This is a genomic window from Providencia sp. PROV040 (assembly GCF_032706145.1).
GTDB lineage: Bacteria > Pseudomonadota > Gammaproteobacteria > Enterobacterales > Enterobacteriaceae > Providencia > Providencia hangzhouensis.
This window is the reverse complement of record NZ_CP120530.1, coordinates 471,725-497,133: the sequence shown is the minus strand read 5'-3', so window position 1 is coordinate 497,133 and position 25,409 is coordinate 471,725. Positions and strand designations below refer to the sequence as shown.

Annotated in this window: 23 protein-coding genes; 12 read left to right on the top strand and 11 right to left on the bottom strand. The window is 36.7% G+C overall.

The features are described 5' to 3' along the window. Positions 1 to 11 precede the first annotated feature (11 nt). Genes P3L40_RS02190 through P3L40_RS02175 form a run of 4 tightly spaced genes read left to right on the top strand, consistent with a single transcriptional unit; the run spans position 12 to position 4,720 of the window. Positions 12 to 1,043, top strand: a complete 1,032-nt coding sequence (locus P3L40_RS02190; RefSeq protein ID WP_272515400.1) for a TolC family protein — start codon at positions 12 to 14, stop codon at positions 1,041 to 1,043. Next, positions 1,024 to 2,274, top strand: coding sequence for an HlyD family efflux transporter periplasmic adaptor subunit (locus P3L40_RS02185; RefSeq protein ID WP_210852940.1), 1,251 nt, complete (start codon positions 1,024 to 1,026; stop codon positions 2,272 to 2,274). Before P3L40_RS02190 ends, P3L40_RS02185 begins: the two co-directional genes overlap by 20 nt. Before the next feature lie 3 nt (positions 2,275 to 2,277). Further along, the gene (locus tag P3L40_RS02180; protein ID WP_166185359.1) at positions 2,278 to 2,748 is read left to right on the top strand and encodes a hypothetical protein; all 471 of its coding nucleotides are present in this window, start codon (positions 2,278 to 2,280) and stop codon (positions 2,746 to 2,748) included. Continuing rightward, positions 2,735 to 4,720, top strand: a complete 1,986-nt coding sequence (locus P3L40_RS02175; protein ID WP_210852938.1) for an ATP-binding cassette domain-containing protein — start codon at positions 2,735 to 2,737, stop codon at positions 4,718 to 4,720. Before P3L40_RS02180 ends, P3L40_RS02175 begins: the two co-directional genes overlap by 14 nt. 75 nt (positions 4,721 to 4,795) lie before the next feature. On the opposite strand, the gene gntU is transcribed toward P3L40_RS02175, so the two are convergent. The 3 genes from gntU to gntR form a co-directional block, all read right to left on the bottom strand. Then, positions 4,796 to 6,151, bottom strand: coding sequence for a gluconate transporter (gntU, locus tag P3L40_RS02170; protein WP_004261235.1), 1,356 nt, complete (start codon positions 6,149 to 6,151; stop codon positions 4,796 to 4,798). Continuing rightward, the gene (gene gntK, locus P3L40_RS02165; RefSeq protein ID WP_094962846.1) at positions 6,151 to 6,690 is read right to left on the bottom strand and encodes a gluconokinase; all 540 of its coding nucleotides are present in this window, start codon (positions 6,688 to 6,690) and stop codon (positions 6,151 to 6,153) included. Before gntK ends, gntU begins: the two co-directional genes overlap by 1 nt. A gap of 385 nt (positions 6,691 to 7,075) precedes the next feature. Further along, complete coding sequence (gene gntR, locus P3L40_RS02160; protein WP_094962847.1) at positions 7,076 to 8,071, bottom strand: gluconate operon transcriptional repressor GntR; 996 nt, start codon at positions 8,069 to 8,071, stop codon at positions 7,076 to 7,078. A gap of 200 nt (positions 8,072 to 8,271) precedes the next feature. Here gntR and P3L40_RS02155 point away from each other — a divergent pair, with 200 nt between their 5' ends. From P3L40_RS02155 to P3L40_RS02120, 8 genes are all read left to right on the top strand, one after another. After that, complete coding sequence (locus P3L40_RS02155; protein WP_110592525.1) at positions 8,272 to 9,309, top strand: ABC transporter substrate-binding protein; 1,038 nt, start codon at positions 8,272 to 8,274, stop codon at positions 9,307 to 9,309. Then, positions 9,306 to 10,322 (top strand): FecCD family ABC transporter permease, encoded by a 1,017-nt coding sequence (locus tag P3L40_RS02150; protein ID WP_172412294.1) that lies wholly within the window; start codon positions 9,306 to 9,308, stop codon positions 10,320 to 10,322. Before P3L40_RS02155 ends, P3L40_RS02150 begins: the two co-directional genes overlap by 4 nt. Further along, positions 10,319 to 11,086: an ABC transporter ATP-binding protein gene (locus P3L40_RS02145; protein WP_136135486.1), complete on the top strand. Its 768-nt coding sequence runs from the start codon at positions 10,319 to 10,321 to the stop codon at positions 11,084 to 11,086. The genes P3L40_RS02150 and P3L40_RS02145 overlap by 4 nt, the downstream gene beginning before the upstream one ends. 11 nt (positions 11,087 to 11,097) lie before the next feature. Further along, a complete protein-coding gene (locus P3L40_RS02140) occupies positions 11,098 to 11,916 on the top strand; it encodes a class I SAM-dependent methyltransferase (RefSeq protein ID WP_136135487.1) in 819 nt (272 codons plus the stop codon). Next, positions 11,913 to 12,758, top strand: coding sequence for a ModD protein (modD, locus tag P3L40_RS02135; protein WP_136135488.1), 846 nt, complete (start codon positions 11,913 to 11,915; stop codon positions 12,756 to 12,758). Before P3L40_RS02140 ends, modD begins: the two co-directional genes overlap by 4 nt. A 132-nt stretch (positions 12,759 to 12,890) precedes the next feature. Beyond that, positions 12,891 to 14,888, top strand: coding sequence for a TonB-dependent receptor plug domain-containing protein (locus tag P3L40_RS02130; protein ID WP_210852936.1), 1,998 nt, complete (start codon positions 12,891 to 12,893; stop codon positions 14,886 to 14,888). A 391-nt stretch (positions 14,889 to 15,279) separates the two neighbouring features. Beyond that, positions 15,280 to 16,272, top strand: coding sequence for a transcriptional regulator (locus P3L40_RS02125; RefSeq protein WP_247605824.1), 993 nt, complete (start codon positions 15,280 to 15,282; stop codon positions 16,270 to 16,272). After that, on the top strand, positions 16,273 to 16,749 hold the full coding sequence (locus P3L40_RS02120) for a FidL-like protein (RefSeq protein ID WP_110592530.1): 477 nt from the start codon (positions 16,273 to 16,275) through the stop codon (positions 16,747 to 16,749). It abuts the gene before it with no gap. Positions 16,750 to 16,864: 115 nt separating this feature from the next. On the opposite strand, the gene P3L40_RS02115 is transcribed toward P3L40_RS02120, so the two are convergent. The 8 genes from P3L40_RS02115 to P3L40_RS02080 all read right to left on the bottom strand — a co-directional run bounded on the left by P3L40_RS02115 (position 16,865) and on the right by P3L40_RS02080 (position 25,338). After that, complete coding sequence (locus tag P3L40_RS02115) at positions 16,865 to 17,938, bottom strand: isoaspartyl peptidase/L-asparaginase family protein (protein WP_004261267.1); 1,074 nt, start codon at positions 17,936 to 17,938, stop codon at positions 16,865 to 16,867. A gap of 85 nt (positions 17,939 to 18,023) precedes the next feature. Continuing rightward, a complete protein-coding gene (locus P3L40_RS02110) occupies positions 18,024 to 18,782 on the bottom strand; it encodes a molecular chaperone (protein WP_112307375.1) in 759 nt (252 codons plus the stop codon). Positions 18,783 to 18,826: 44 nt separating this feature from the next. Then, complete coding sequence (locus P3L40_RS02105) at positions 18,827 to 20,068, bottom strand: hypothetical protein (RefSeq protein ID WP_004261278.1); 1,242 nt, start codon at positions 20,066 to 20,068, stop codon at positions 18,827 to 18,829. Positions 20,069 to 20,113: 45 nt separating this feature from the next. Next, a complete protein-coding gene (locus tag P3L40_RS02100) occupies positions 20,114 to 22,666 on the bottom strand; it encodes a fimbria/pilus outer membrane usher protein (protein ID WP_136135417.1) in 2,553 nt (850 codons plus the stop codon). Positions 22,667 to 22,752: 86 nt separating this feature from the next. After that, positions 22,753 to 23,430 (bottom strand): molecular chaperone, encoded by a 678-nt coding sequence (locus P3L40_RS02095; protein WP_136135416.1) that lies wholly within the window; start codon positions 23,428 to 23,430, stop codon positions 22,753 to 22,755. A gap of 13 nt (positions 23,431 to 23,443) precedes the next feature. Beyond that, positions 23,444 to 24,016, bottom strand: a complete 573-nt coding sequence (locus P3L40_RS02090; protein ID WP_272515399.1) for a fimbrial protein — start codon at positions 24,014 to 24,016, stop codon at positions 23,444 to 23,446. A gap of 22 nt (positions 24,017 to 24,038) precedes the next feature. Then, positions 24,039 to 24,614, bottom strand: coding sequence for a fimbrial protein (locus tag P3L40_RS02085; protein WP_112307371.1), 576 nt, complete (start codon positions 24,612 to 24,614; stop codon positions 24,039 to 24,041). Next, complete coding sequence (locus tag P3L40_RS02080) at positions 24,598 to 25,338, bottom strand: molecular chaperone (protein ID WP_004261304.1); 741 nt, start codon at positions 25,336 to 25,338, stop codon at positions 24,598 to 24,600. Before P3L40_RS02080 ends, P3L40_RS02085 begins: the two co-directional genes overlap by 17 nt. Positions 25,339 to 25,409: the final 71 nt, after the last annotated feature.

Sequence of the window (25,409 nt, the reverse complement as noted above, 5' to 3'; positions counted from 1 at the left end):
ATCTACCAAAAATATCCGCTTCAGGAAAAATAAAAAGCCATGATGGCAGCACTAACAGTAATATTACTGCCAGTTCATTGATCTATGACACTACGTTAAGTCACCGGTTTAATGAAAAAAATTTAAAATTAAAAATATCAGCACTTTCACTAAACAAGGAAAAAGAAGAACTTTACACCTCGACAACTAACAACTTAATTGGTATTTATTATCTCAATGAGCTAACAAAAACAACAGCTGATTTAAATAGCAATGCTAAAAGTATTTTCAAACTTATTACTCATCGCTATAAAAGTGGCATAGCAAAATACAGTGATGTTGAACAAGCTTCTTTATTGATGCAGAGGATTGAAACAGAGCTACAAAATATAGAAAAAGAGATTGAGCAATATAAGTCTAATATTGAGCTTTTATCAGGCATTACCTTTCCTTCTAAAGGTGTAACGGTTCCAAAAAATCTATTAAAAAAATTACAAGAAACTATTATTGATAGTGAAAATGCACAACAGAATAGCGAATATAACTTGCTACGCATGCAAGCTGATGCAATGAAAGAAAATGCTTATCAACAAAATCCCTTCTTAAATGTTAATCTTATCGCCGAAGAGCGATTTATTGATCAAGTCAGAAGTCGTAACGAGTCTTATATGGGAATGGAGGTTAAATTAAATATCTTTGACCTTGATAAAGTGCTGAATGAAAAATCTCAACTGAAACTGTATGAAGCAACAAAAGGAAAAGCTGATTATAAATATAAAGAATCCACAGCTAAAATTAAAAATTTAAAATTAATCGCTAATTCAAATTCAACTGAGCTTACAGGGCTACATGAACAACGTAAGACCATGCGATCAATAATTAAAAGCCAACAAAGGGAATATGAAATATCACAATCTTCTTTCTATGAAATGGTGAACACACTATTTGATATGTTAACAATGGAAAGACGCATTGCTGAATTAATGATTGCTGATATGAAAAACAAAATGGAATATATCCAATTAACAGGGAAGTTAGCTGAAATTGAAACATTATCTAAATAAACTGAACCGGGCACCTAAAAAATTAAAAATATTTCTAGGTATCACGTCATTATTTATCGGTTATATTATATTAGCTAAAATAGAAATATCCTCTCCAGGAGAGGGGATTATCTCAGGAGTCTCCAATCGACTAGAAATAGTGAGCCCGGCTTCTGGATTTATTAATCAGTTCGCTATTAAAACTGGTGATAAGGTAGAAAAAGACCAAGTTTTATTTTCCTATACTAATTTAGATGTCTTTCATCAAGAAAAAACCTTATCCGGCCTCGTTACTTTTGCTAATGAACGCATCAATGAATTAGAAGAAAACAAAAAACTGTTAAATAAAATCCTTGATGGAAGCATAAATACGGAATCTGAATATTTTTTCTTTGCAAAGGGCTTACAAAGTAAAACTTTAAGTGCCTATAGAGAACTCTATGGTCATATTCTCTTACGCATGGAGATAAGTAATTTACGAGATAAATATATCTCACAAATTAAAGAGTCTAGCGAACTAGAAAATCAAATTAACATACTGAAAAAGAAGGACTTATTATTAAAAAATGCAAGAGCTCCTGAAATTGAAAAACTCAATAATAATGCTGAAATCAGCCGCACCACCGTGCTAATAGCATCAGGTGAATTAAATGCTCAAGGGTTATTGCGAGAAATCTCACTGCAAGAAAAGAAGTATACCGCACGACTTATCGGGGAAATACAAGAAAATGAAACTCTACTTAATCGACTAAAAAAAGAGAAATTAGAAAACAGTGGTCAGATGGAATTACTGCGCAATAAAATAAGAGCGAATAGTGTGTTATCACCAGCTGACGGGATTGTATTAAGTATCGAAAAAGATTTAGAGAAAGGTTCGTATGTTGAAGCCTCAAATTTAGTGATGGTGATTAAAAAACAGCAAAGTACGCGGGTTATTGAAGGTAAAATATTAGCGAAGTATCGCCCTTTTATAGCGCCACAGCTACCAGCCAAAATTGTGGTGAACTCCCCTGGGTTTAAAAAAATCATTAACGGGAAAGTTACAAAAATCAGCGCTGATTCTTTTAGTGACAGGGAGCGGAACAGTCAAGAACGCTATTATTCAGTACAAATTACACCAGAACAAAATACGGAGCTCCTTCCAGAACATGACGGTTTGCCAGTGATGCTCTATATCTCTAGTAAAGAGATTTCAGTACTTCATTATTTAACCGCATTAATTAGCGATAACATTACATTTAACGTTTGGTGACTTATGTTAGGTTTTATTTCTGCATTATCTGCTGCTGTTGCAACCATGACATTACTTATGGCTGTGCTCTTAGCTAATGTGTTATCAAGCACAATGGCTGCTGAAAAAAATAAAGGCAAGGCGGCATTGATAGGAATTGATAACCACAATACTGAAGCGTCTTCATCTATAAATACCGATAGTAATAATGACAATAAAAATGGCAATGGCAATGGCAATGGCATCATGACATCGTTAATGTTTAGCCATGACACCTTAAAACTAATTGATCATAAAAAGGTTAAATCTATTGATGTTTATTGCAGTTATGGAAATAACATATCTTTTGACGCAGCAATGACCTATACCATCTATAACACGGTATTAATTAAAAAAAACACGCCTAATGTACACATTAAAGCCTTAAAACCTATTGAGGATAATCAAGGGGTTAACGCTTGCTTCCTAAAGAGTGAAGAAAATGAAAGAAAGTAGTTTCCATGATGTTATTAATCAATACTTTAAGATATTAGGAGAACCATTTTCCTCTCCAGCACTCTCTTATGATAATAAATATATCTTAAATAATATAAATGAATTTATTAATAATGATTTTTTCACTTATCAATACACTTCTATTTCAGATTTTAATGAAAAAAAGCTACCTGCTCTCTTTATTATGGAGATAGCAGATGGGAAATATATTATCATCAAAAATCATAGAGGCCAGCTAACTAATCTAACAACCGACATAGCAATAACACAACAACTAATTGAAAATAAAAATTTGTTTTCATTTTCTGCAAGTGAAAACACACTCAATGAAGAGAGCATATATAAATCACTGATTAAGTTAACACCAAAATCTAGCTTATTGTCATTACCTTTAATTGTATTCGCACTATTATTACCTTTATATTCAAATCTTTTTAACTCCCGCTTAGTTTATAGTGAATCTATAAGCTCACTTTTATATATTAGTTTTATTTTCATTGTCGTTATTGGCTTAGAGTTTTTTATTAAACACATTATTCATGAACAGAACACAAAAAAAATAAAGCTTAACATCAGTACTTTTAATCGCTATTTTATTAATTTATTAAAACAATCTAGTTGTAAAAGTGCCTCAATTAAAGTGAGAACAGCAGAAGCATCAATCTTACAAGTTTGGGAAATTAAGCCTCAAATTATTTATGATGTCGGGTTAGCCATTTTATTTTCATTTTGCATTTTTGGTATGTTAGGTTTTTATTCATTATTGCTATTGAGCTATTACGCTGGGCTTATCTTTTTATGCCTACACATCCGCTTTCTTTCCTATAAAAATATGCTCCGAGCGAATACCTTAAACTATGAAAAATCAGCCATGTACTACTCATTGGAACAAAAAAAACATGAGCTTTGTTTTGCCAGAGATAACCATTTTAAACAGTACATCAGTATAAAAACTAATGAAGATGAAAAAATAAAATTAAAACTAAATGAGGCTAATCACCATTGGATGGAAATTATCAAAGTAAATACGTTTTTATCTATGATAGTAATGTACGTAGCTAGCTATTTGGCTATTGGTGAAGGCAGTCTAAGCTTGGCTTCTGTTATCGCCGTGATGATCATTAATAGTCGACTTTCTGGTGCAATTACAAGTGCCATTAATCGCTTATTTATGGTGAAAACACATCTATTTCATATCAAATCCAGTATTGATCAGTTAAAAAACAACCCACTTATCCATTTCAAAGCAGATGGTATAACAACAGATTCAATAAAACATTTTAGTGCAAAAAATCTTAACGTTAGCATTAATGGTAAAACCATTATTAATCAGCTTGATGTTGAAGCCAAACCCGGCGATGTTATTGGTATTACTGGTATTTCAGGCGTAGGAAAGACATCACTAATGAAAGCATTATGTGGGATTTCAGAATACTCATCAGGGGATATTACAATCAATGGTATTGGTATCGATGAAATTTCCCAATGCTTTTTAACAGAAAAAATTGCCTACCATAATGGTATTTCAACATTTATTCATGGCAGCATTCGTGATAATTTTAATTTCTACGGTGTATTCGATAACAATACAATTGTTCACCTTACCAAATTATGTTGCCCATCCTTACTGATTAGTAAGGAAACCTTAGACGATACACTCATCACCGATATCGCCGCATCTACAGGGGAAAAACAAAAGTTACAGCTCGCTCTGACTCTGATAAAACAACCTGAAATGATATTCTTAGACGAATCGACATCATTTATGGCGACCTCTGATGCACTCTCATTCTTACAATTAATGAAGCAAGAGTTTGAATTAGATAAATCAATTATTTTCTTTTCTACTCACGACTTAGGGCTAACCTCATTTTTTACGAAGCATATTGCATTATCACCGGGTCATGCTAAACACATTAATTCGCCACAACACCATAATAAAATTATCATCCCTAAAATTAGCCTAAGCTAAATAAGCAAAACGCCCACTTAATAGCGGGCGTTTTAATTCAATACATTTAGCTCTGATATATTTTCATAAAATACATTACAAGAACATGAAGAACACCATACCGACAATTGCCCCTGTCGTACCAAGGATAGTTTCCATTACCGTCCATGTTTTTAGCGTTTGCGCTTCTGTCGCACCAGTGAATTTTCCATATAACCAGAAACCAGAGTCATTCACGTGGCTTAAGATCAATGAACCGCCAGAAATACAGATAGCTAATGCTGCCAGCTGTGCTCCTGAGTAACCTAACTCACTGATAACAGGTAGCACTAAACCTACCGCTGTTAAACATGCAACCGTTGCAGAACCTTGAATGACACGCACTGCACCCGCTAATACAAAGCAAGCAACAGCAATTGGTAAACCAGCACCAATTAAAGAGTCACCTAGTGCAGGGCCTACACCTGAATCCACTAAAATTTGTTTGAATACGCCACCAGCACCCGTCACAAGTAAAATGATCCCAGCAGGTTGAATCGCTGCGGAACAAATCGCCATGACTTTTTCTTTATCCATACCATAACGGAAACCTAGGCCATAAATCGCCAGTAAACACGCTAACAGTAATGCGGTGAAAGGGTGACCGATAAACTCTAACCAATGCTCAAGGGGGGTTCCTTTTTCAACTAAATGCGTTCCGATTGTTTTTAAACCCACTAATACCAACGGGAAAAGCACTAAACACAAGCTAAATCCAAAGCTTGGCATTTTGCCATGTTCTGTATTTGGCGCTTGATAATCTGCTGGAATATCAATATGAACAAAGTTACTGATAAACTTACCAAATAATGGCCCTGCTAAAATCATACCTGGGATAGCAGCACACAAACCAATTAAAATCATCCAGCCATAGTCTGCCCCCATTTGTGATGCAACTAGCATTGGTGTTGGCCCCGGTAATAAAAACGCTGCCGCAGCGGCTACCCCAGCAAATAATGGAATAGCAAGGCGAACAACGTTATGGCCTGTGCGGTTCGCTACCGCAAACACCACACCAATTAACAAGACAATAGCCACATCAAAGAAGAGTGGTAGCGCACAAATCAGCCCTGCGACACCCACTGCATAGTGAGCATTCTTTTCACCGAATAGGTTAAGTAGCTTATTCGCAATCTGATCTAATGCCCCTGTTTCATGTAAAATTTTACCGAACATTGCCCCAAGAGCGACTACGATAGCAAGAAAACCTAAGGTTCCCGCCATTCCTTTTTGCATGGTTTCCGTGATCTGTTGTACTGGCATACCTGAAAATAAACCGGCACCAATAGAAACAATCATGAGTGCAACAAAAGCATGTAAACGAGCATACATCACTAAAAAAAGTAGTAAAACGACAGAGCCGACTGCCGTCAGCACGAGCGTTAACGTGCTTAATGTTTCTGGGGTATTCATTAGTTATCTCCAGCGACAATCTTACGAATAGTAGAACACGTATTTTCAATCACGTTTTCTAAGGATGGGCGAATATCAACAACCTGCACATCAGGTTCATCCGCGCCAGGTTCTTGTAAGGCATCAAATTGCGATTTCAGCATTTCAGGCTTAAAGAAATGCCCTTTACGTGCTTTCAATCTTTCTTCAATAACAACCGCATCACCTTTTAGGTAAATAAAATAGAGGTTGTGGTTCCCCTCTCTTAAGATATCACGATAGCTTTTTTTCAGTGCAGAGCTAACTACCAGCGATATCTTATTAGTTCTTTGCATTGCAAAAATGGCATTATTTAGTGCGACTAACCAAGGTTTACGGTCGTCATCATTTAATGCATGACCAGATGCCATTTTTAAAATATTTGATTTAGGGTGAAGAAAGTCACCATCAAGGAAAGCAGCTTGTAGTTGCTGTGCAACACCGGTAGCAACAGCAGACTTACCACTACCCGATACCCCCATTAGTACAAATGTATAGTTTTGTTTTTGGGTATCATTCATAGGAAACTCCTCAGATATTCACTATTGTCCTGGCTTTAGTTAAAAACCGGCTTTTGTTACCGGTAACAAGTTACGGGTAACATTATCATCAGTGCGGATTTATTTGGCAATCAAATTGGTGAAGAAGAAAACAGATCTGTGATGATACTCTCAAACTGACTTCAGAAGAGGCAGGTGAAAGACAAAGCAAAACTCGCAATCAATATAGAAACAAAAAACAAAAAGTATATTTAAACTTTATTACTCCCCTTAAAGCATTCCTCTAAATAGTTCGTGTTGTCGCTAGGCGCCAAGCGAGTCAAGCCCTAGGAGCATACATAAGTATGTGACTAGGGTTGGCGAGTACAGGCAACAACGCGACAGCGCGAAGTATGACGAGGAATAATTAGATACTTTCGCCAGTAAGGACACAAAACCCCACATCAAAATGCGTATCCGTTAGCTTCTTACCCGACATTCTTGCCAACAAGACTTCTGCCGCCTTACGCCCCATTTGATCTCTTGGCGTCAAAATACTCGCCAGTTTTGGCGTCATCACTTGCCCTACGTCGTGACCATGGAAACCTGAAATAGCAAGGTCTTGCGGAATTTGAATCCCTAAACGTTGGCATTCAAAAATAGCCCCTATCGCTAAGTCATCATTGGTACAGAATAAACCGTCGGTATCTGGGTACTTATCACGGCAGTCGTGCAGTAGTTGGGCACCTAGCGAATACGATGAGCTAGCCTGCGTCATCACATTACGTGGTTCAAGATTAGCATCGAGCATTGCCTGTTCATAACCTTTCAAGCGGATAAAAGTACGTTCATCATGTCTTGCGCCTAAGTACACAACCTTACGGCAGCCACGCTCAATCATCGCCCGAGTCATTTGGCGAGACGCTTCAAAGTTATCAATACCAACTGCAATATCTAGGCAAGGAGAAACGCTATCCATAATCTCAACAACGGGGATCCCCGCGGTTTTCAACATGCGCAGCGTTCGTTCAGTGTGTGTCCGTTCGGCTAAAATCACACCATCAATATTATAAGAAAGTAGTGAAGTCAGCCGCTCTTCTTCTTTTTCGGGCAAATAACCATAGTGAGCGAGCATGGTTTGGTAGCCATGGCGGTCTGTCACGGCTTCAATTCCACGAATCACTTCGGCAAAAACTTGGTTAGTTAATGAAGGAAGCAACACCCCAATAGCATGGCTAGTTGAATTCGATAAAATATCGGGCGCCTTATTTGGAATATACCCAGAAGCCTCCACAGCTTGGGCGATTTTCTCACGTAAAGCTTCTGAAACCTGATCTGGGTTTCGTAGAAAACGGCTCACCGTCATTTTTGTGACGCCAACTTGGTCGGCAACATCCTGTAGAGAAGGTCTTTTTTTCTTCATAAGTTCAAAGCGATATCCAATTCGTTAACGATAACCATGTTCTGCTATCTGTTAATGGATAGCAATCTTTGTTACTGATTTACATCACATAAATGTCGAATTTTCCGAACAATGCGATTTTTATAGTTGACTCTCTATCATGACTCCGCTAATTTTCGCGCTATATAATTATTATTATAACGAATAGATGAAATTAGACTATGGCGATCAATCGTAGGCAGTTCCTTAAATCAAGTGCAGTACTTGCTGCTTTTTACAGTTTGCCGAGCTTCGCACAAACTCGTCCAGCCGTTGAAAAAGCTTTATTTGGTCATCTTCCGACGCCAAAGGATATTCAACGCGTCATCAGCTCTGGCCCCCCTTCTGATCTATTGATGTTCGCATTAGCCCCCGAAAAAATGGTGGGATTTTCCTCAATTTCACTGAAAAAAGGACACAGTGGCCTTTTTGCAGCGCAATGGCTCGAATTACCCGTATATGGTCGTTTAGCAGGTCGAGGCAGTACGCTTTCCTTAGAACAGCTTCTATCCTATAACCCAGATTTAATTATTGATACTGGTAATATTAATGATACCTATCTTTCACAAGCAGAAAAGGTTGCCCAACAAACCCATGTACCTTATTTATTAATGGCTGGAGGGTTAAAAGATGCGCCACAACAGCTTATGCAACTCGGTGAGGTTTTAGGCGTTATCCCACAAGCTCAAAAGTTAGGCCAACTTGCTCAACGCTATATTGATGATGCTGCCTTATTTGCTCATCAAAACCAACAGAAATCACTAAGTTTTTACCTCGCGAGAGGAGCAAAAGGTTTAGAAACCGGCGCTAAAGGCTCAATTCATACTGAAGCCATTGAAATGCTTGGTTTGCGTAATGTAGTTGATATCCCTAACTTCCATGGACTGACAACGGTTTCTATGGAGCAATTATATCAATGGAACCCTGACATCATTATAACGCAATATGACGAAGCCATTGAATTGATCACAAACTCTGCATTATGGAAAGGGCTAGATGCCATTACTAACAACCAGTTACTGGTTTTCAGCGGTATGCCATTTGGCTGGTTAGATGGGCCTCCGGGAGTTAACCGCTTACTCGGCATGAGACGGCTACAGAGCCATTTCGATAAGAGTATTGCCGAAAATATCAAGCATGATATTGCTGAATTTTTTACCCATTTTTACCATTCTCCACTGACTTTAGAGCAGATTGATTGGCTCATGGAAAAATCATGAATGGTGTATTGAAACAAGGCGGAAAATCCCTTTTATTAATCGTTATTTTATTAATAAGCTTTATTATCGCCTTAATAAGTGGTAAGTACTCACTTACGCTAAATGAGCTTTATCACCTGCTCATTAGTCAGTTACCTTCTCACAGCGAGTTGAGTAATCCGCGGCATGAAACCGTTTTCTGGCAAATACGATTCCCGCGCACATTAGCCGCTATTGTTATTGGTGGAGGACTGGCTATTGCAGGTGCTGCTTATCAGGGAATGTTCCGTAACCCATTGGTTTCACCAGATATTTTAGGGGTTTCAGCGGGTGCTGGCGTGGGGGCTGTTATCGGTATTTTTTTTGGGCAATCATTATTTTACATTCAGCTAAGTGCATTTATTGGTGGCCTAATTACCGTTACTTTAGTGTGCTTTATTGCCCGACTAGCGCGTCAACATGACCCCATTTTATCTTTGGTTCTTGTCGGTGTCGCTATCAGTGCGTTATGTGGTTCAGCAATTTCATTGATGAAAATTCTTGCAGACCCTTACACCCAGTTGCCTTCCATCACTTTTTGGCTCTTAGGCGGGTTATCATCAATTACCCAAGCAGATTTAATGTCAGTATTACCTCTGATGGTTATCGGTATTATTCCGCTATTATTATTGCGCTGGCGCATGAATTTACTCAGCTTATCTGATGAAGAAGCTAAAAGCCTTGGGATCAATGTCAGTTTAACTCGAGCTATCTTTATTATTTGTGCAACACTGCTCACGGCAAGCGCTGTTTCTATTGCTGGAATTATTGGTTGGATAGGCTTGATTGTGCCACATATTACCCGAATGATAGTGGGTGCTAACTTTCGCTATCAGCTCCCTGCATCACTGGCAATTGGAGCTATTTTATTACTCATTACTGATACCTTAGCACGTACTATCGCCGCGATTGAATTACCCATAGGCATTTTAACCTCTGCAATCGGTGCGCCCTTCTTTTTAGCTATTTTATTGCAGACAAGGCGGGTGAAATGAGCATTGTATCTTTGCAAGAGGTCGCAATTGGTTATCATGGCACAGCTATCATTGATGGCATTAATCTTTCATTACCTAAGGGGGAGATTAGCTGCTTATTAGGTGCAAATGGCTGCGGTAAAACCACCTTAATGAAAACTTTACTGGGGTTATTACCTGCAATTAAAGGCGAGATCCTACTCAATGGGCAAGGAATTCAAACTCTTAAACCACGCGAAATAGCCAAAACTGTCGCCTATGTTCCCCAAGCCCATGATACCCCCTTTACTTTCACTGTAGTCGATATGGTCATGATGGGCTTAACACCTCATATTTCATTATTTTCAGTCCCTAAAGAGACCGAGAAAAATTTAGCATATCAACAATTAAAACACCTTGGCATTTCACATTTGGCAACACGGCTATACAGCACGCTTAGTGGCGGAGAAAAACAGTTAGTATTGATAGCAAGGGCTTTAATACAAAAACCATTACTTCTAATTATGGATGAGCCTGCCGCTAGCCTTGATTTTGGTAACCAAATTCGCTTGCTTGAGCAAATTGAAAAGCTTAAATCCCATGGTATGACGATATTGATGTCAACCCATCACCCACAACATGCCGCTGCTATCGCTGATAATGTTATTTTGCTCGATAAGCACCACAAAGCGAGGCAAGGGTCATCTAAATGTATGTTAACACTTACTAACTTAGCAGCCCTCTATAATGTGGATAAACACAGCATTCAATCTCACTTTCAGCTTCCATCAACATTTTCTAGTTAAGGTCAGGGATCATGTTAATTAATCAAATCAATTTTGCAAAAATGTATCAGCAACATATGCAACAAGCCCAACGAAGCCGCAAAGAGCCAGAGCATTGGGATAAAAAAGCACAACAAATGGCGCAAACTTGCGCTAATCCCCATGACCCATACTTAGTGCGCTTTCGTGAATTAATGGATTTAGCAGGCGCTGAAATCTTGCTTGATGTGGGCTGTGGCCCAGGTTCAGTTAGCCTTTGCCTTGCTAATGAATTCAAGGAAACGATAGGTATTGATTATAGCCGCGGCATGCTCGAAATGGCTGAACTGCGGGCGAAAGAATTAAATATTCCCAATGCGCGCTTTAAACAACTGGCATGGGAAGATGACTGGAGTTCATTACCCAAAGTCGATATTTCAGTAGCGTCACGCTCAACACTCGTTGATGATTTAAAAGCAGCCTTACTGAAGCTTAATCGCCAAACAAAATTGCGGGTATATACGACCCATACCATCAACCCAACATTTATTGATGAAAAAATAATTCGCAAAATAGGCCGCGAAGTGGTTCGTTTACCCACCTATATTTATGCAGTGAATATATTGCATCAAATGGGCATCAATGCGCGCGTTGATTTTATTAAAAGTCCAAATAAAGGTGGATTTGATAGCTTTGACACTTTCGCTGACAGTGTCAATTGGTCCCTTAAAAATATTACACCAGAAGAAACCGCTATCTTACGTCAGTATTATGATGAACAAGCGGCACTAGGCAAAACAATCCCTTATCCATCCAGAGATTGGGCAATGGTCTCTTGGGATGTGGTCGATGAATCGGAACTGACATTATGATTTACGTGCCTGATACATTAATCGACCAACTACTGCTAGATGATATCCAGTACGGCGACCTTACCACCCGTGCGCTCGGCTTGCAGTCTCAAATGGGGGTGATGACCTTTGCATCCAAATTTGGGGGCTGCATCAGTGGGGTCACCATCGCCAGACGTATGTTAGAGAAACTCGGTATCACTTGTGATTGTCACTTTCAAGATGGACAACTAGTTGCCCCACAAAGCGTTTTAATTCGTGCTATTGGGCCGATTGAAGCCTTGCATCAGGGCTGGAAGGCGGTACAAAACGTACTGGAATGGTGTGGAGGTGTCAGCCACTACACCCAGCAAATGGTCAGTATTTTGCATCAATATCAACCTGATGGGCAACTTGCGTGCACGCGAAAAACCATTCCTCATACTAAGCCCCTTGCCTTAACTGCGATTTTGGCTGGGGGCGCTATTATTCACCGAGCAGGTAGTGCAGAAAGTATTTTACTGTTCACCAATCATCGCCAATGCCTTGAAAATCCAAATGATTGGGTGAGTCATATTAAAACACTACGCCAAGCCGCCCCTGAAAAAATGATTATTGTTGAGGCGGATGACTATGAACAAGCCATTCTCGCCATCAATGCGCAAGCCGATATTATTCAGCTAGATAAATTGCCCATTGAACAAATTCAGCGGCTACAAGAACTCACCAAGCAACAAAGTCGGCCTTGTCGACTGTCCATTGCAGGTGGAATTAATTTAAAAACAATCGAAGCATTCGCACAAACAGGGGTGCCATTATTGGTTACATCAGCCCCTTACTACGCAGCGCCGCGAGATATTAAAGTACATATTTTTAAGCAGTAACCTAAGTAGTTAGCGTCAAAAAAATCATTTGTAAAAACAGCCTACCTCGTAGGCTGCATTCGCTTGTGGTTAATGACGCATATCGTTATATAAAAAATAATATATCGTTATTCATAAAACTGGAAAGAGATAATGAAAATAAAACAAATTACCTATTTGGTTGGGATGGCTTTATTCGCAGCACAGGGACACGCCGCGTCTGACCCTAAAGCAGAAAAAAACACTGACGTGATGTCTGTTTGGAGTACACCATTAGCAGCGGATGCAAATGTCATCACGCAAGAGCAAATGACACAATTGAATAAAACCAACGTTGCACAAGCACTGAGTACAATGCCAGGTGTATCCATTCAAAAATCAGGTAATCGCAACGAAACCCAAGTGAATGTACGTGGATTTGATAGCCGCCAAGTCCCTATCTTTTTTGATGGCATCCCAACTTATGTCCCTTATGATGGCACCCTTGACCTAGGGCGCTTTATGACGAGCGAACTCGCAAGCGTTGAGCTATCAACTGGATATACTTCACTATTACAAGGTCCAAACTTGATGGGGGGAGCGATTAACCTAACCACCGCTACCCCTAAAAAACCTTTTGAGGCCAATATCAGCTTAAACCAAGGTTTCGCTCGTGGCGCAGATAATGCCCACAATATTAGTGCACGCTTAGGTGGCCGCAATGACTTAGGTTTTATTCAAGTCAGTGGTAGCCAATATAAGCAGCGTTTTATGGGGATCCCGAGTTCAGAAAATGATAACCCATTGGCGGGAAATAATGGACGCCGTCCTAACTCTGCAACAGACGATAAACGTATGATGGTGAAAGTGGGCTGGACCCCGCGTGAAGCTGACGAGTATGTGGTTACCTATCTAAAGCAAGATGGTGATAAAAACAGCCCGCCGAGTGTAACAAACACCAAACCTCAAATTTGGCAATGGCCAGCTTATGATAAAGAAAGTATTTATTTCAATGGAACAACCCAAATAACCCATGATATCGCGTTACAGAGCCGTCTGTACCACGACACATTTAAGAATACACTCCATCAATATAGGTCTGTTAAAGACTATAAAGACGGTATCTATAACTACAGCCGCTATGATGACTACAGTAATGGGGCTGACATGCGTGTTGACTTCACCGTGCGTGAATTAGATATGCTGTCATTTGCCGCACACTGGAAAGAAGACGTTCACCGCGCACGTGCAAAGAGAGATGTCCCATTCGACCGCTATAAAGATAATACCTATTCTATTGCTACAGAATATCAATGGGTTGCGATGGGCAATCTCGATATTATCGCTGGTATTGGCTACGATTGGCGCAAAAGTGCCGACGGCAAACGTTATGATTACAAATCAGGTGAGTTTGAAAAATATGATGGTAATAGCCAACATGCATTCAACTGGGAAATGATGGCTCGTTACCATTTAGAAAATGAAGATACCGTACAGTTCTCGGTATCAGAAAGAAGCCGTTTCCCAACACAAAAAGAACGCTATACCAAAGAAAAAATGAAAAGTGATGATACCTTTATCATTAACCCTCATATTGATACAGAACGAGCCCTAACTTACGATTTGACCTATAAAGGTCATATCTCCCCAGTTTGGTCATATACATCAAGTATTTATTACAACCATGTCTCTGATGCGATTATGGCCCATCGTGTTGGTACTAATAAAAATGGGGGATACGTGCTTGAAAACCGCAATAGTGGCAAAGTTGACTACTTTGGGATTGATTTAGGGACTAACGGACAAATCACTGATTGGATGGAAGCTGGTTTAAGCTACGGATATATTCACGCTGATCCTAAGCACTACAGTGTAAAACACGTTGCCGAATTACCTACCCACAAAGCCTTTGCTTGGGTGAAATTCACGCCATACGACCCATTTAGCATTACCATTACCGAAGAAGCAAGAAGTTGGGCATTTAATTATGTTGATGCAGAAAGCAAAGTACGAGGCTATGCTAAAACTGACCTGCGCTTAGATTATGATTTTGGCCAAGGTATTTCTGTTAACACCTCAGTGAACAACTTATTTGATAAATCCTATGAATACACTAATGGTTATATTGAAGAAGGCCGTAACTATTGGTTAGGTATTGAATATAAATATTAATCCTTAATATATTAGGCGAAGATTAATTTCTTCGCCTAATAAAGTGTAAACTTTACAAAATTAACTTCTGTCTCTCATAAAATAACAAAGGCATCAATTTAAGTGCAAATACCTAGGATTATTCCCACAAAAGAACATCCATAGGTAAGAATGGATTTATTTAGATTAATATATTTTTTTAACAACAAATATGTAGGCAATATGAATTAAATCACCTAAAAATTATTTTAATACAGTTTTTAAACCCAACCAAAGTATCAATTCAATAAATTTGCTAATTAATTACAAAAAAGCTCATCGCATAAAACTTGCAGTAAATTGAATCCCTATTTAAACTATAACAACAAGAAGTTAAATAATAATATTTATTCAGCCTATTTATTAAAATTGGCTGTTATTACTTTTAGATTTTCTATTCGTTATTTTAATTAGAGAGCAGACGGAATCTATAAACGAGTCACATGACTACACTATTGACGAAAAATATATTTTCGAAAAAAACACAAGCTTAATATACTCAAAAGATGATAAAAATCAATTTATTGAATTATCTAAACCTGCTGCTAGATTATTCGATGAGATTATCTCATTAAATTTAAAAAAAGGACTCGCAACACGAGATGAACTTTTAACGAATGTATGGGAAGAATATGGCCTTGTCGGTTCTAATAATAATTTAAATACTTACATTAGTGAAATAAGAAAAAAATTAGAGCAGGTCGGTATTGATCCTAAGTGTATTGTTACAGTACCCAAAAAAGGGTTTCGTCTTGATAGTCATATCGTTATACACGTAAAATCTGACGAACAAAATAATGAAATTAATCCCCTCCATATAAGTAAGCATGACTATATCGAAAATTCAGAGTTATCTCAAAAACTCCCTGATAACACAATATCAGAAAACTTATCACTTGATGAAAATACCAATAACTCGGAATTATTAACTGGAGAAGACGATAGTAGCAATATCAATACGACACTCGCGATTAAAAATAAAAACAAAAAAATATTAAACAAAAAAAATTTAAAAATATTGCTATTAGCTATTTCAATAATAGCGATATGCTATTTAATTAATTTATTTTTTTGGTATTATATGGCTAAGGAAAATCCAACGAGTGACTACCTGTCAGTCAGTTCACGTGAAAAATGTATCATACAAGCACCGGTTAATATGCTAGCTAAAGTTTCTAGCGATAATATCAATCTAATACATAGCAAGCTGGATAAATATAATATTCGATGTGATGAACCCAAAAGAATCATTCTTTTGTCAGACTTAAATCAAGCTTATTCCATTGATAAAAATATATCTCTCAGCATTTGTAGCAGCATTAACATTAAACATGATTGCATATCGATTAATGATCAGAGAATTTGAATGAAAAAATATATTGCCGTATCGTTATTTTTAATCGCAACCGCATCAACCGCATCCTTTGTTATCAATAAAAATAATCACAATGTTCAAATCTGCCATTCTGAAATATTATGGATTAAAGATAATAATACACAGAATGGGTTGAGCTTGAAATCAAAGATTAATGTACAAATTTCAACAAAAAATTATGGTCGCATGAATATGTATGGCTACTTAAAAGATGATAAAAAAATCTACCGGCTTAATAGAGCAATTTATTTTAATTACTTAGCGATTGACCACAATGGTAATTATGTTGTTACCTTTAAATCTTCATCAGTAACCAATTCAGATAATATACCTGAGAAGTTATTTTCTAATTTCATTCAATTAGAAATTGATAAAATTAAGTACTATATTAATATAACTAAAATGAGTGATAATCTTTATATTATCAAAGATGAATCATCTTCTGCTTTTACATGCCAACTCCAATAAAAAAAAGCCTACCAACAATTACGCTTAAGTAGGCAAAACCGTCAACATGGGAAACTAGTAATTTCAAATTCGATTCTTAAAAATAAAAAACAATTAAAATTAAATAGATAACATATTAAAAACCAAACATTGCAACTTGTGAAACACCATCTTGATCAATCATCCCGCGAAACATACCTTTAGTATTAAATTGCATAACAAAATTGCCCTTATTATCTACTGCAATAATACCTCCAGTGCCTCCCATATCTTTCACTGAATTCAAAGTATTCATTGTGGCTTCAGCTAATGGCGTATTGCCGTATTTCATTTGAGCAACAACATCATAAGCAGCAACACCTCGGATAAAGACCTCACCTAAACCAGTTGTAGAAATTGCAACTGTATTGTTATCCGCATATGTTCCGGCTCCAATAATGGGTGAATCACCAATTCGGCCATAATGTTTATTAGTACTGCCACCTGTAGAGGTTGCTGCGGCAACATTTCCGCGGCTATCAACGGCAACAGCACCCACAGTGCCATACTTATAATCAAACATTAGCGGGTCTATAAATAGCGAGGCGTTAATTCCCTTTTCTTGATCGAGTTTCCGGCTGATCTCTTTCACTTTCTTTAATTGTTCGCTGCGTTTTTCAGTAATAAAATAGGATTCATCAACAATATCTAACCCTTCTGATTTCGCAAATTGTTCAGCTCCGGTTCCTCCCATCATCACATAAGGGGTTTTAGTCATCACTTTATAGGCGGCCATGATAGGGTTTTTTACATTCGATACACCCGCTACGGCGCCAGCTTTGAGATCGCGACCATCCATGATAGAAGCATCTAATTCCACTTTATTATTTGTAGTTAAAGAAGCCCCTTTACCTGCGTTATATAGCGGAGAGTCTTCCATTACGATCACAGCCGCTTGAACGGCATCTATACTATCGCCACCTTGAGCTAAAATGGAATATCCTGCCTGTAATGCTTCCTTTAATTTCTCTTCATGCTCTTTTTGTAATTCAAGAGTGAGTAAACGTTCTGTAATATCCCCTGCTCCGCCATGGATGACAAGACGAAAGTTAGTATCGGATTTTGAAAAGGCTAGAGATGAGAAAAAAAACAAAAAATAAAGAATAAAAAATAAAAAGGTAGATAGTTTTTCTTTCTCGTAATCCTTCAGTTTATACATTATATCTTGCATTTGGATCTCTCAGTAATACATAGGATTACATTATTAAACAAATCAAGTTACTCCTAGCCCTAAATACTATAACATTACCTGTAAATTACAGTGTGGATGTATTTTTAGGCAATTCTAATACTAATTCATCCAACACACTCCATGTAATCGTATTTACATCACGGATTTTGCTATCTGAAATGAATATTTGCTCTGATAGTGGCTTAATTGGCTTAAATAATTCTTTGTAATCAACGGATACTCCATTAACAGCCAAACTTTCAAAGGACATATAAATTGGTGAATTATTTTTAACTATAATATTATTTCCTTCTCGCCTAAAGGAAATCTTTTTTTGCTCATTTTCTATGGTTAAATTAGCAAATTGCTTAGGCCTATAATAAACTTTAAAGTGAAGGACTTGAATAGTATTTACATCAATACTACTATTATTTTCTCGCATGTTTTTGTCTAATGGAGGGATAGCTCTATATTTTACAATATAAACCGTTTCCCTATCTTTCGCTAATTTATCACTATCACCAATAAACATAACTCGCCAAGTATAAGAGTTGCCAGCTTCCAGCTTATGAAGTGGAGGAGTGACCATAAAAGGAATATTTATATTATTTTCTTTTATATCAAGACCACTACCTTCATCTAATAATTCAACAGATGATTGCATTAAATAAGGTGTTTTATCTGTATCATTCAAAATTCTAAATGACACACTTTTCTCACCTTCAATAAATGTTGTTCTTTGGTAGGGAAAAACTAATGTTCTATTCTCCCCCCAAGATACGCTTATAAAACCAAAAAATAAAGATAAAAATAATGGAACTAACCCTAGTGAACGGAAAAACATTTTATCACCCAATTTTTCTTAATAAAATAATTCCACTGATATTGCTAAACTTTAGTATATATAGATACTTCAACACGTGCTCTATACTTTCCTATCTCTGTATTCGGATTTAAGCAAATAGCCCACTTAATATTTAGATCTTGAACTACATTAGAAACAGAGTTTAACCCTAATAAGGTTTCTTCTTGGTTAGCAAAATTCAATAAGCCCGCTTTTCCTTCGTCCTTACAAGTTAAGCTTCCGCTGCCACCAGCTGCATATGGTAATGCTAACAGATATGGCGTATTAGAGGTTATGTTTCCACCAGTTCGGTCGAACCATAACTTATGTTGGTTAGCTGAATCCACAGTTCCTTCACGAGCGATCGCAGAAATGTAAATTGGTTTATTATCTGCTGTACATTTATATTTAAAACTGGATTGTCTGAAAAACTCAGTTTCTCTACCAGCAATAATAGTAAAATTGTCTTGGCTAACATCAGAAATACTACAAACCCTTACAACGTTCAAGCTAGTTGAAATTTGTAATGTACTAACACCATCTTGATCATTATCTTGACCATAAGAGCCAACATATAATGGAATTCCACTATATGAGTAACGGCCAGGTTGTATAGGCACAGGTGCATACATTTGCATTGGACCTGCTATATATACACTAACATTCCTTTTTGAATTATAACCACCAGGAGCTCTTGTCCCATCCGGTGGTGTGTAACAAAGCTTCCACTGACGGTTGCCTTTAGTACTTCTATCCACCAAATTAGGTACATCTTCGAATACTACACCACTATAGCTTTCTTTAACGAATCCTGATGAACCTATATTGTTATTTCCTGAAAGTTTTACAGAAAAACCTAAACTAGGAACAATATAGGCATAAGCGCCGCTAGCATGAGTAAGTTTTATTCCAACTTTATTGACTCCAGGAACTTTCTGCAGGGCTGCAGTTGCATTCGGCCCCCCTTCCACAATAGGCTCATCAACACAAGATGTACTGCGAGGTGAAATAGAAAAAATCGCAAAATCCGGTGATGTCCACGCTTGAGTTTTGGACCCATAAATATAGTTATAGGTTGTAGAAGTTCGACCAGACAGCCTACCTTCGACTAAGTAGGGATCCGTTGCTGCCTTCGGGTGCTCTAAGTCAATAATACCTTCTAATGTTAATGTCATTGTACCGCCGTTCTGAGCTGCTATCATCGATTTCATTGGAAAGAATGAAATCAGTGATATCAACAATATTAACGGTGAATTAATTGACTTATTTTTAATAAAAAATTTCATAGCCCCTCTTAAAATTTTAATAAGGTAAGAGTCCGGTATAACAAATTATTGGCAATTAATAGAGATAGTACGGATTGCCTGTCCTTTACTTATATTAATGCTGCCTAAGTTAGAGAATGACGCTAAACATTGTTGGTTGCTATTTGCACCCCAACGAATTTGCAATTTACCAGAATCAGGTAACCCACTCATAAATAACTGATTATTATCGCCAACAATACCTGTATTTTCTTCGGTTGCATTTTCTTCAATTAACGATGCTACAGCCCCAAACGGCAGCACAGTACCATTCGACATTTTTAAGTTGATAACAGCTTGATATCCAACTTTAGTATCAAATTTAACTTTAACAATTGCCCCTGCTGCGGGATAAACCGTTTTACTGGTTTCTCTAAGAAGAACATCATTAGGTAGTGTGTTGACATCCATATTTATAACATTTGCGTTATAAGGAGATATATAAGGATACAATGCATAACCTCGATTATTAACCTCTACATCTTGGTTACTTACCTTAGTACCAGCTGCACCTTCAGCTTCAATGATCGCCATACTATCCCCCATAGTACGCCCGAATAGAACACCACCCGAATGTAATAATAGGCCGCCATTGACACTTGCGTTCATTGATTGACTATTCTTAGAATAGCTATATGCAGAGGAAATATTACCCGAGGAACCTGAATAACCAGCACTTAAAGAACCACTATTCCCGACGCCTTTATTCCCATACCCTTGCGTAATACCATAATAAATTTTATTATCTAACAAGTTACCTGAAATTCCTGCTTGCTGATCAATATAGCCGTCATTATTCTGGCTAAATGAATAAGTACTATATATATCCTTCGCTAACACATTATTGGTAAATATGCTGAACGGTATGCTGACATTCACTGATACCATTCTATTTTCAGGCCAAGATGTATTATCTTTTATCCTATCTATGCTGTATGTAATACCATAGTTTATTTTGTTATAAGTTCCGTTATATCCCATCACCATCTGACGAACTTCACGGTTGATTTCCCAGTAATCAGAGATGCTTCCTGATAAGAAAACACTACCATATTCTCCCAATCTTTGCGTTATAGAAGTGGTAAAACTCGCTCTCTGACGTTGGTTAATCCAAGGCGCAACCCCATCCTTCAACTTATAGTCATAGTTATTGAAATCAGCAAAACTAAAATAAGATCGAGTAGAATAGCGTAAAGCTGTTAAATCGATAGAAGTCCCTGTCGACATCATACTTTTTGAATAACGAACACGGTATGATTGTCCAGCGCGGTCTCCTAAATCGCCATCCATATTAGCCGTAGCATGGGTAATATCCATAGATAAAGCACCAAAAGTGCCTAGTGATACACCTAAGCCAGCTACTGCTGAAAAATAATTATCCGCAAATAATAGGCCACCATATAATGTACTATTTGTAGGTAGGCCATAAATTAAAGATCCTAAAAAGAAATCAGATCGTTTAGAATCAACGGTATACCCACCATCATAGCGACCAACACTGGTCTCATACTTATAGCCACCAGGTCTAAGCATCACAGGTAATGAGGAATACGCAACTGTGAAAGTTTTCTCAGTTCCATCTTCTTCCTTGACCGTAACATCTAAGTTACCCGCGTTACCTGAAGAATATATATCTTTAATTCTAAAGGCTCCAGGTGACACATATGTTTGATAAACAACATAGCCATTTTGTCTAATAGTAACCTGCGCATTAGACTGAGCAATACCTGCAACTTCAGGAGCAAAGCCTCGTTGGCTATTAGGAAGCATTGCCTCATCACTTGATATTTTAATTCCTTTGAATGGAATAGAATCAAAAACATCACTACCTGTAGATATTTCACCAACCATCATTGTAGATTTAATGGAGTGAAGGGCTCTCATTATATATGTATTAGTAAAGTCAGTAGATGATTCAGTATCGCCATTACTCTTAGAATAAGAGTAACTCATATTGGATCTCAGTCTCCAAGGACCTAAATTTAAGCCACTATTCAATGTTCCAAATAAACTATCACTTTTATTTGTTCCAGACGATGAATCTGTTTTATTTTTATTACCACTAATGAAGTAATTCAAAAATAATGCAGAAACACCAGTATCTAACATTGATGGATCAATATATCCTTGAACTTTATTGTCCATGTATATTTGAGGGACAGTGACTATTAATTTTAACTTACTAACATCAACTCTTACTGTTGCGTCTTTAATGTAGTCATTAAGTGATAATATTTTAACATCAGGAGATAAATTATTAAGCCCAGGCAGTGCTTTTACATTAACCCCCCAATTTTCCAAGATTGTCTTATCAAATTCAGGTACAACAAGACCTTTTGAGTTTGCAACAAAATTAACATCTTGTTCGGATAGTATGTTTCTATTTATTTCGATCTGTAAGCGATAAATACCTGCCGGAATAGTATTGGATGAATTAAATTGAGATAAATCTAACTGGCTAGCATCAATTCCCAGCTGACTTTCAAGCATGCTCGGATCAAAATAATCGTCACCATATGAATACAGAGATAAGCTTATCAATGAAGATAGCAAACCAAGTTTTAATATTTTGTTTTCCATTCCTCTAGCCTTAGATTATCTTTACATTCAAAATATGCAAGCGCTGAAAAATCATTATATGTTATTTAATAAATATAAAAGAAACTTCAATTAATTCTAAACACTTCAGTTCCAGCACCATTATCATCAAGAAAACGCCAACTTGCTACATTTATACTTTCATTAGTATTTTCTAATTTATAATAACTAAATGGTGAAATTAAAATGGAATCATTATAGTTCTTACCATTCATATTAAAATCAACAATTGTCATATAATAAGGGGTTGGATTATGAAATTGCCACCTTCCATCCTTATTTTTTAACTTTACCTGTTCAAAATTATTCTTATTTGGCTCAGGTATACCATTAGGCCGATAATATAATTTAATAATTATAGCTGTTACGAAAACCATTTCAGGCGTATCCCCTTCCTCTAAGTTTTTGCTAGTCGGTGGAATACCCCTTGCTTTCAAATAGAATCCTGATTCTCTATCTTTAGGTAGCTTAGAAACATTATCAGGATAAATCCTAACTGCATGTTCTGTTTTACTTTTAATTTTGAATAAAGGAGGGCTAATTATAAAACTATCAGCATTCTTCTCATCCTTTATATCTAATAATAACATTTGCATTAATAAAGGGCTTTCACCCTCATTACGGATACTAACAACCTTATTCTTATCTGAATCTGTGAAAATAACTCTACTTTGGCCTAAAGATAATCCTCCAGCATGAAGGGTAAAGTGCCAAGCTAGTATTATTGTTAATATCAACCGTATCATCACATTTACCTATTTAATCTGCATAATATGACAATGTTAGTGTTGCTTTAAATGCCCCAATATTTTGATCTATCGAGCAATCAGCAACTTGGTTCTTACACATGACATAAGCATAAAATGTTTCAGTTACATTTTGAGTTTTAATATTCGACCATAAAACATTATTAGTTTCTGTAATAAAATCTGCAGATGATTGATTTGCATTATCATTTGCAGAGATTCTTACAGCAAACGTTTTTCCTGGATTATCTAAAAAACCATCATTTATTGTGTAGTTGCCAGTTAATTTAATATAGTTATTATCAAAGCTATTAGTTTTACAGTTACTGATTACAACATCAAAAGCCTTCTTAATCTTTCCACTAGATGCATCCGCCCCAAACTTAGATAAAGGCACATTTCCAAAATCAACAATATTCTTTTTACCACTATCACTAGTGACAGCAATATCACAGGTATTTTTAGGCACAGTTAAATCAAACGTAAAATCGTGTGTACCTGGTACTAAAGCTGTTGAAGAATAAGAAAAAAACATCACGTAAAAAGCCAATGTAACTCTACAACATATTTTATTTAGAGGCTTCACAGTCAATACCACCTATTAATTCTTATGGTTGAAGTAATACTATATCAACAGAGGCAACTAGTTCTCCAGGTATTGGCTGAGTAGTTCCAAGCTGGACAACATTTACTTCAAAATGATTCTCTAATTGGCTATTAGCTGTAACATCAAAACTAATTTCACCGCCAGCATTGAGGTTTACGACTTTACAATTGAGCTTATTCTCATCACAGTTTTTTAAAACAAAAGCAGCTCCAGTAATATTATTAGTTGGATATATTTTATTACTATTATCAACTAAAGTTCCTATCCCAGGCGTTATTTTCATTTTAAATGGTGCTGGACCATCAGATAGATTAAAATCAGTGCAACTATATTTTAAAGAAAAGGGTTTCACATAGGTTTCATCGTCAACATTCGGTTTAATTTGAGGTGTTAATAATGGTTTATCAAATTTAACCGTCATCGATTCATATGATACTTCACACGTTCCTTTAGATACATTGCCGATAACTTCAATATCTAAAGCTGAAACTCTTCCAATAAAGAAACACATGCCTATTACAATATAAATAGCACTTAAAATAAATGCCTTTATTTTGTTACTAATTGATTTTTCCACTAAAAGATTCCTCGCCACCTAAGTCATTAATAACTGTCCATTTAACTATACCATTACGGCTATTTGCCGGAGTTATATAACTGAAAGAGTCAAAAGGAGAAATCATTGTATTACGCTTTTTCATATTTAAATCAATTTTAACACCATTAACACTGAGCTTATTTAAAGAAATATAGTATGGTGAATTATTATTAATAATAATACCTGTACTACTAGAGCTTACCTCTAAGTTTTTATATGCGTCATATGGTGAGATAGATAATTTTGAAGGTCGGTAAAAAACCTTAATAATATTATTATAACCAATATTCATTGCAGATCCTTCTAAAGGACCATCAGTAGCAGGTATCATAGTAGCAGAGAAATAAAAAACACTCTCTCTATCTGTTGGTAATGAATTCGGTTGAGCAAAAATCCTAATATCTTGCGTTGCCCCTGAGTTGATTTTAATTAATGGAGGTGTAACTGAAAAAGGCGTTTTTGATGCTGAACCATCATTATTCATGCTTACCGAAAATTTTGCTAAATAATTAATATTTGTATTATTTCGAGCGCCAACCGATACACTACTTTCACCTTGGACATATATTATTCGGGTCGCATTTAAACCAACACCACCTGCAGCGTAAACGTTAGTAGTAGTAATTAATGAAAACAGTAGAATTAAAGCTCTATAACAATCATTAACTACTTTTTTTCTTAAAAACGATTCTTTTGCTTTCATTACTTAGTCCAATCATTAAAAACAATATTAAGAGGCTTTTTAATTAAAAAGCCTCTTTACTCGTATTAACT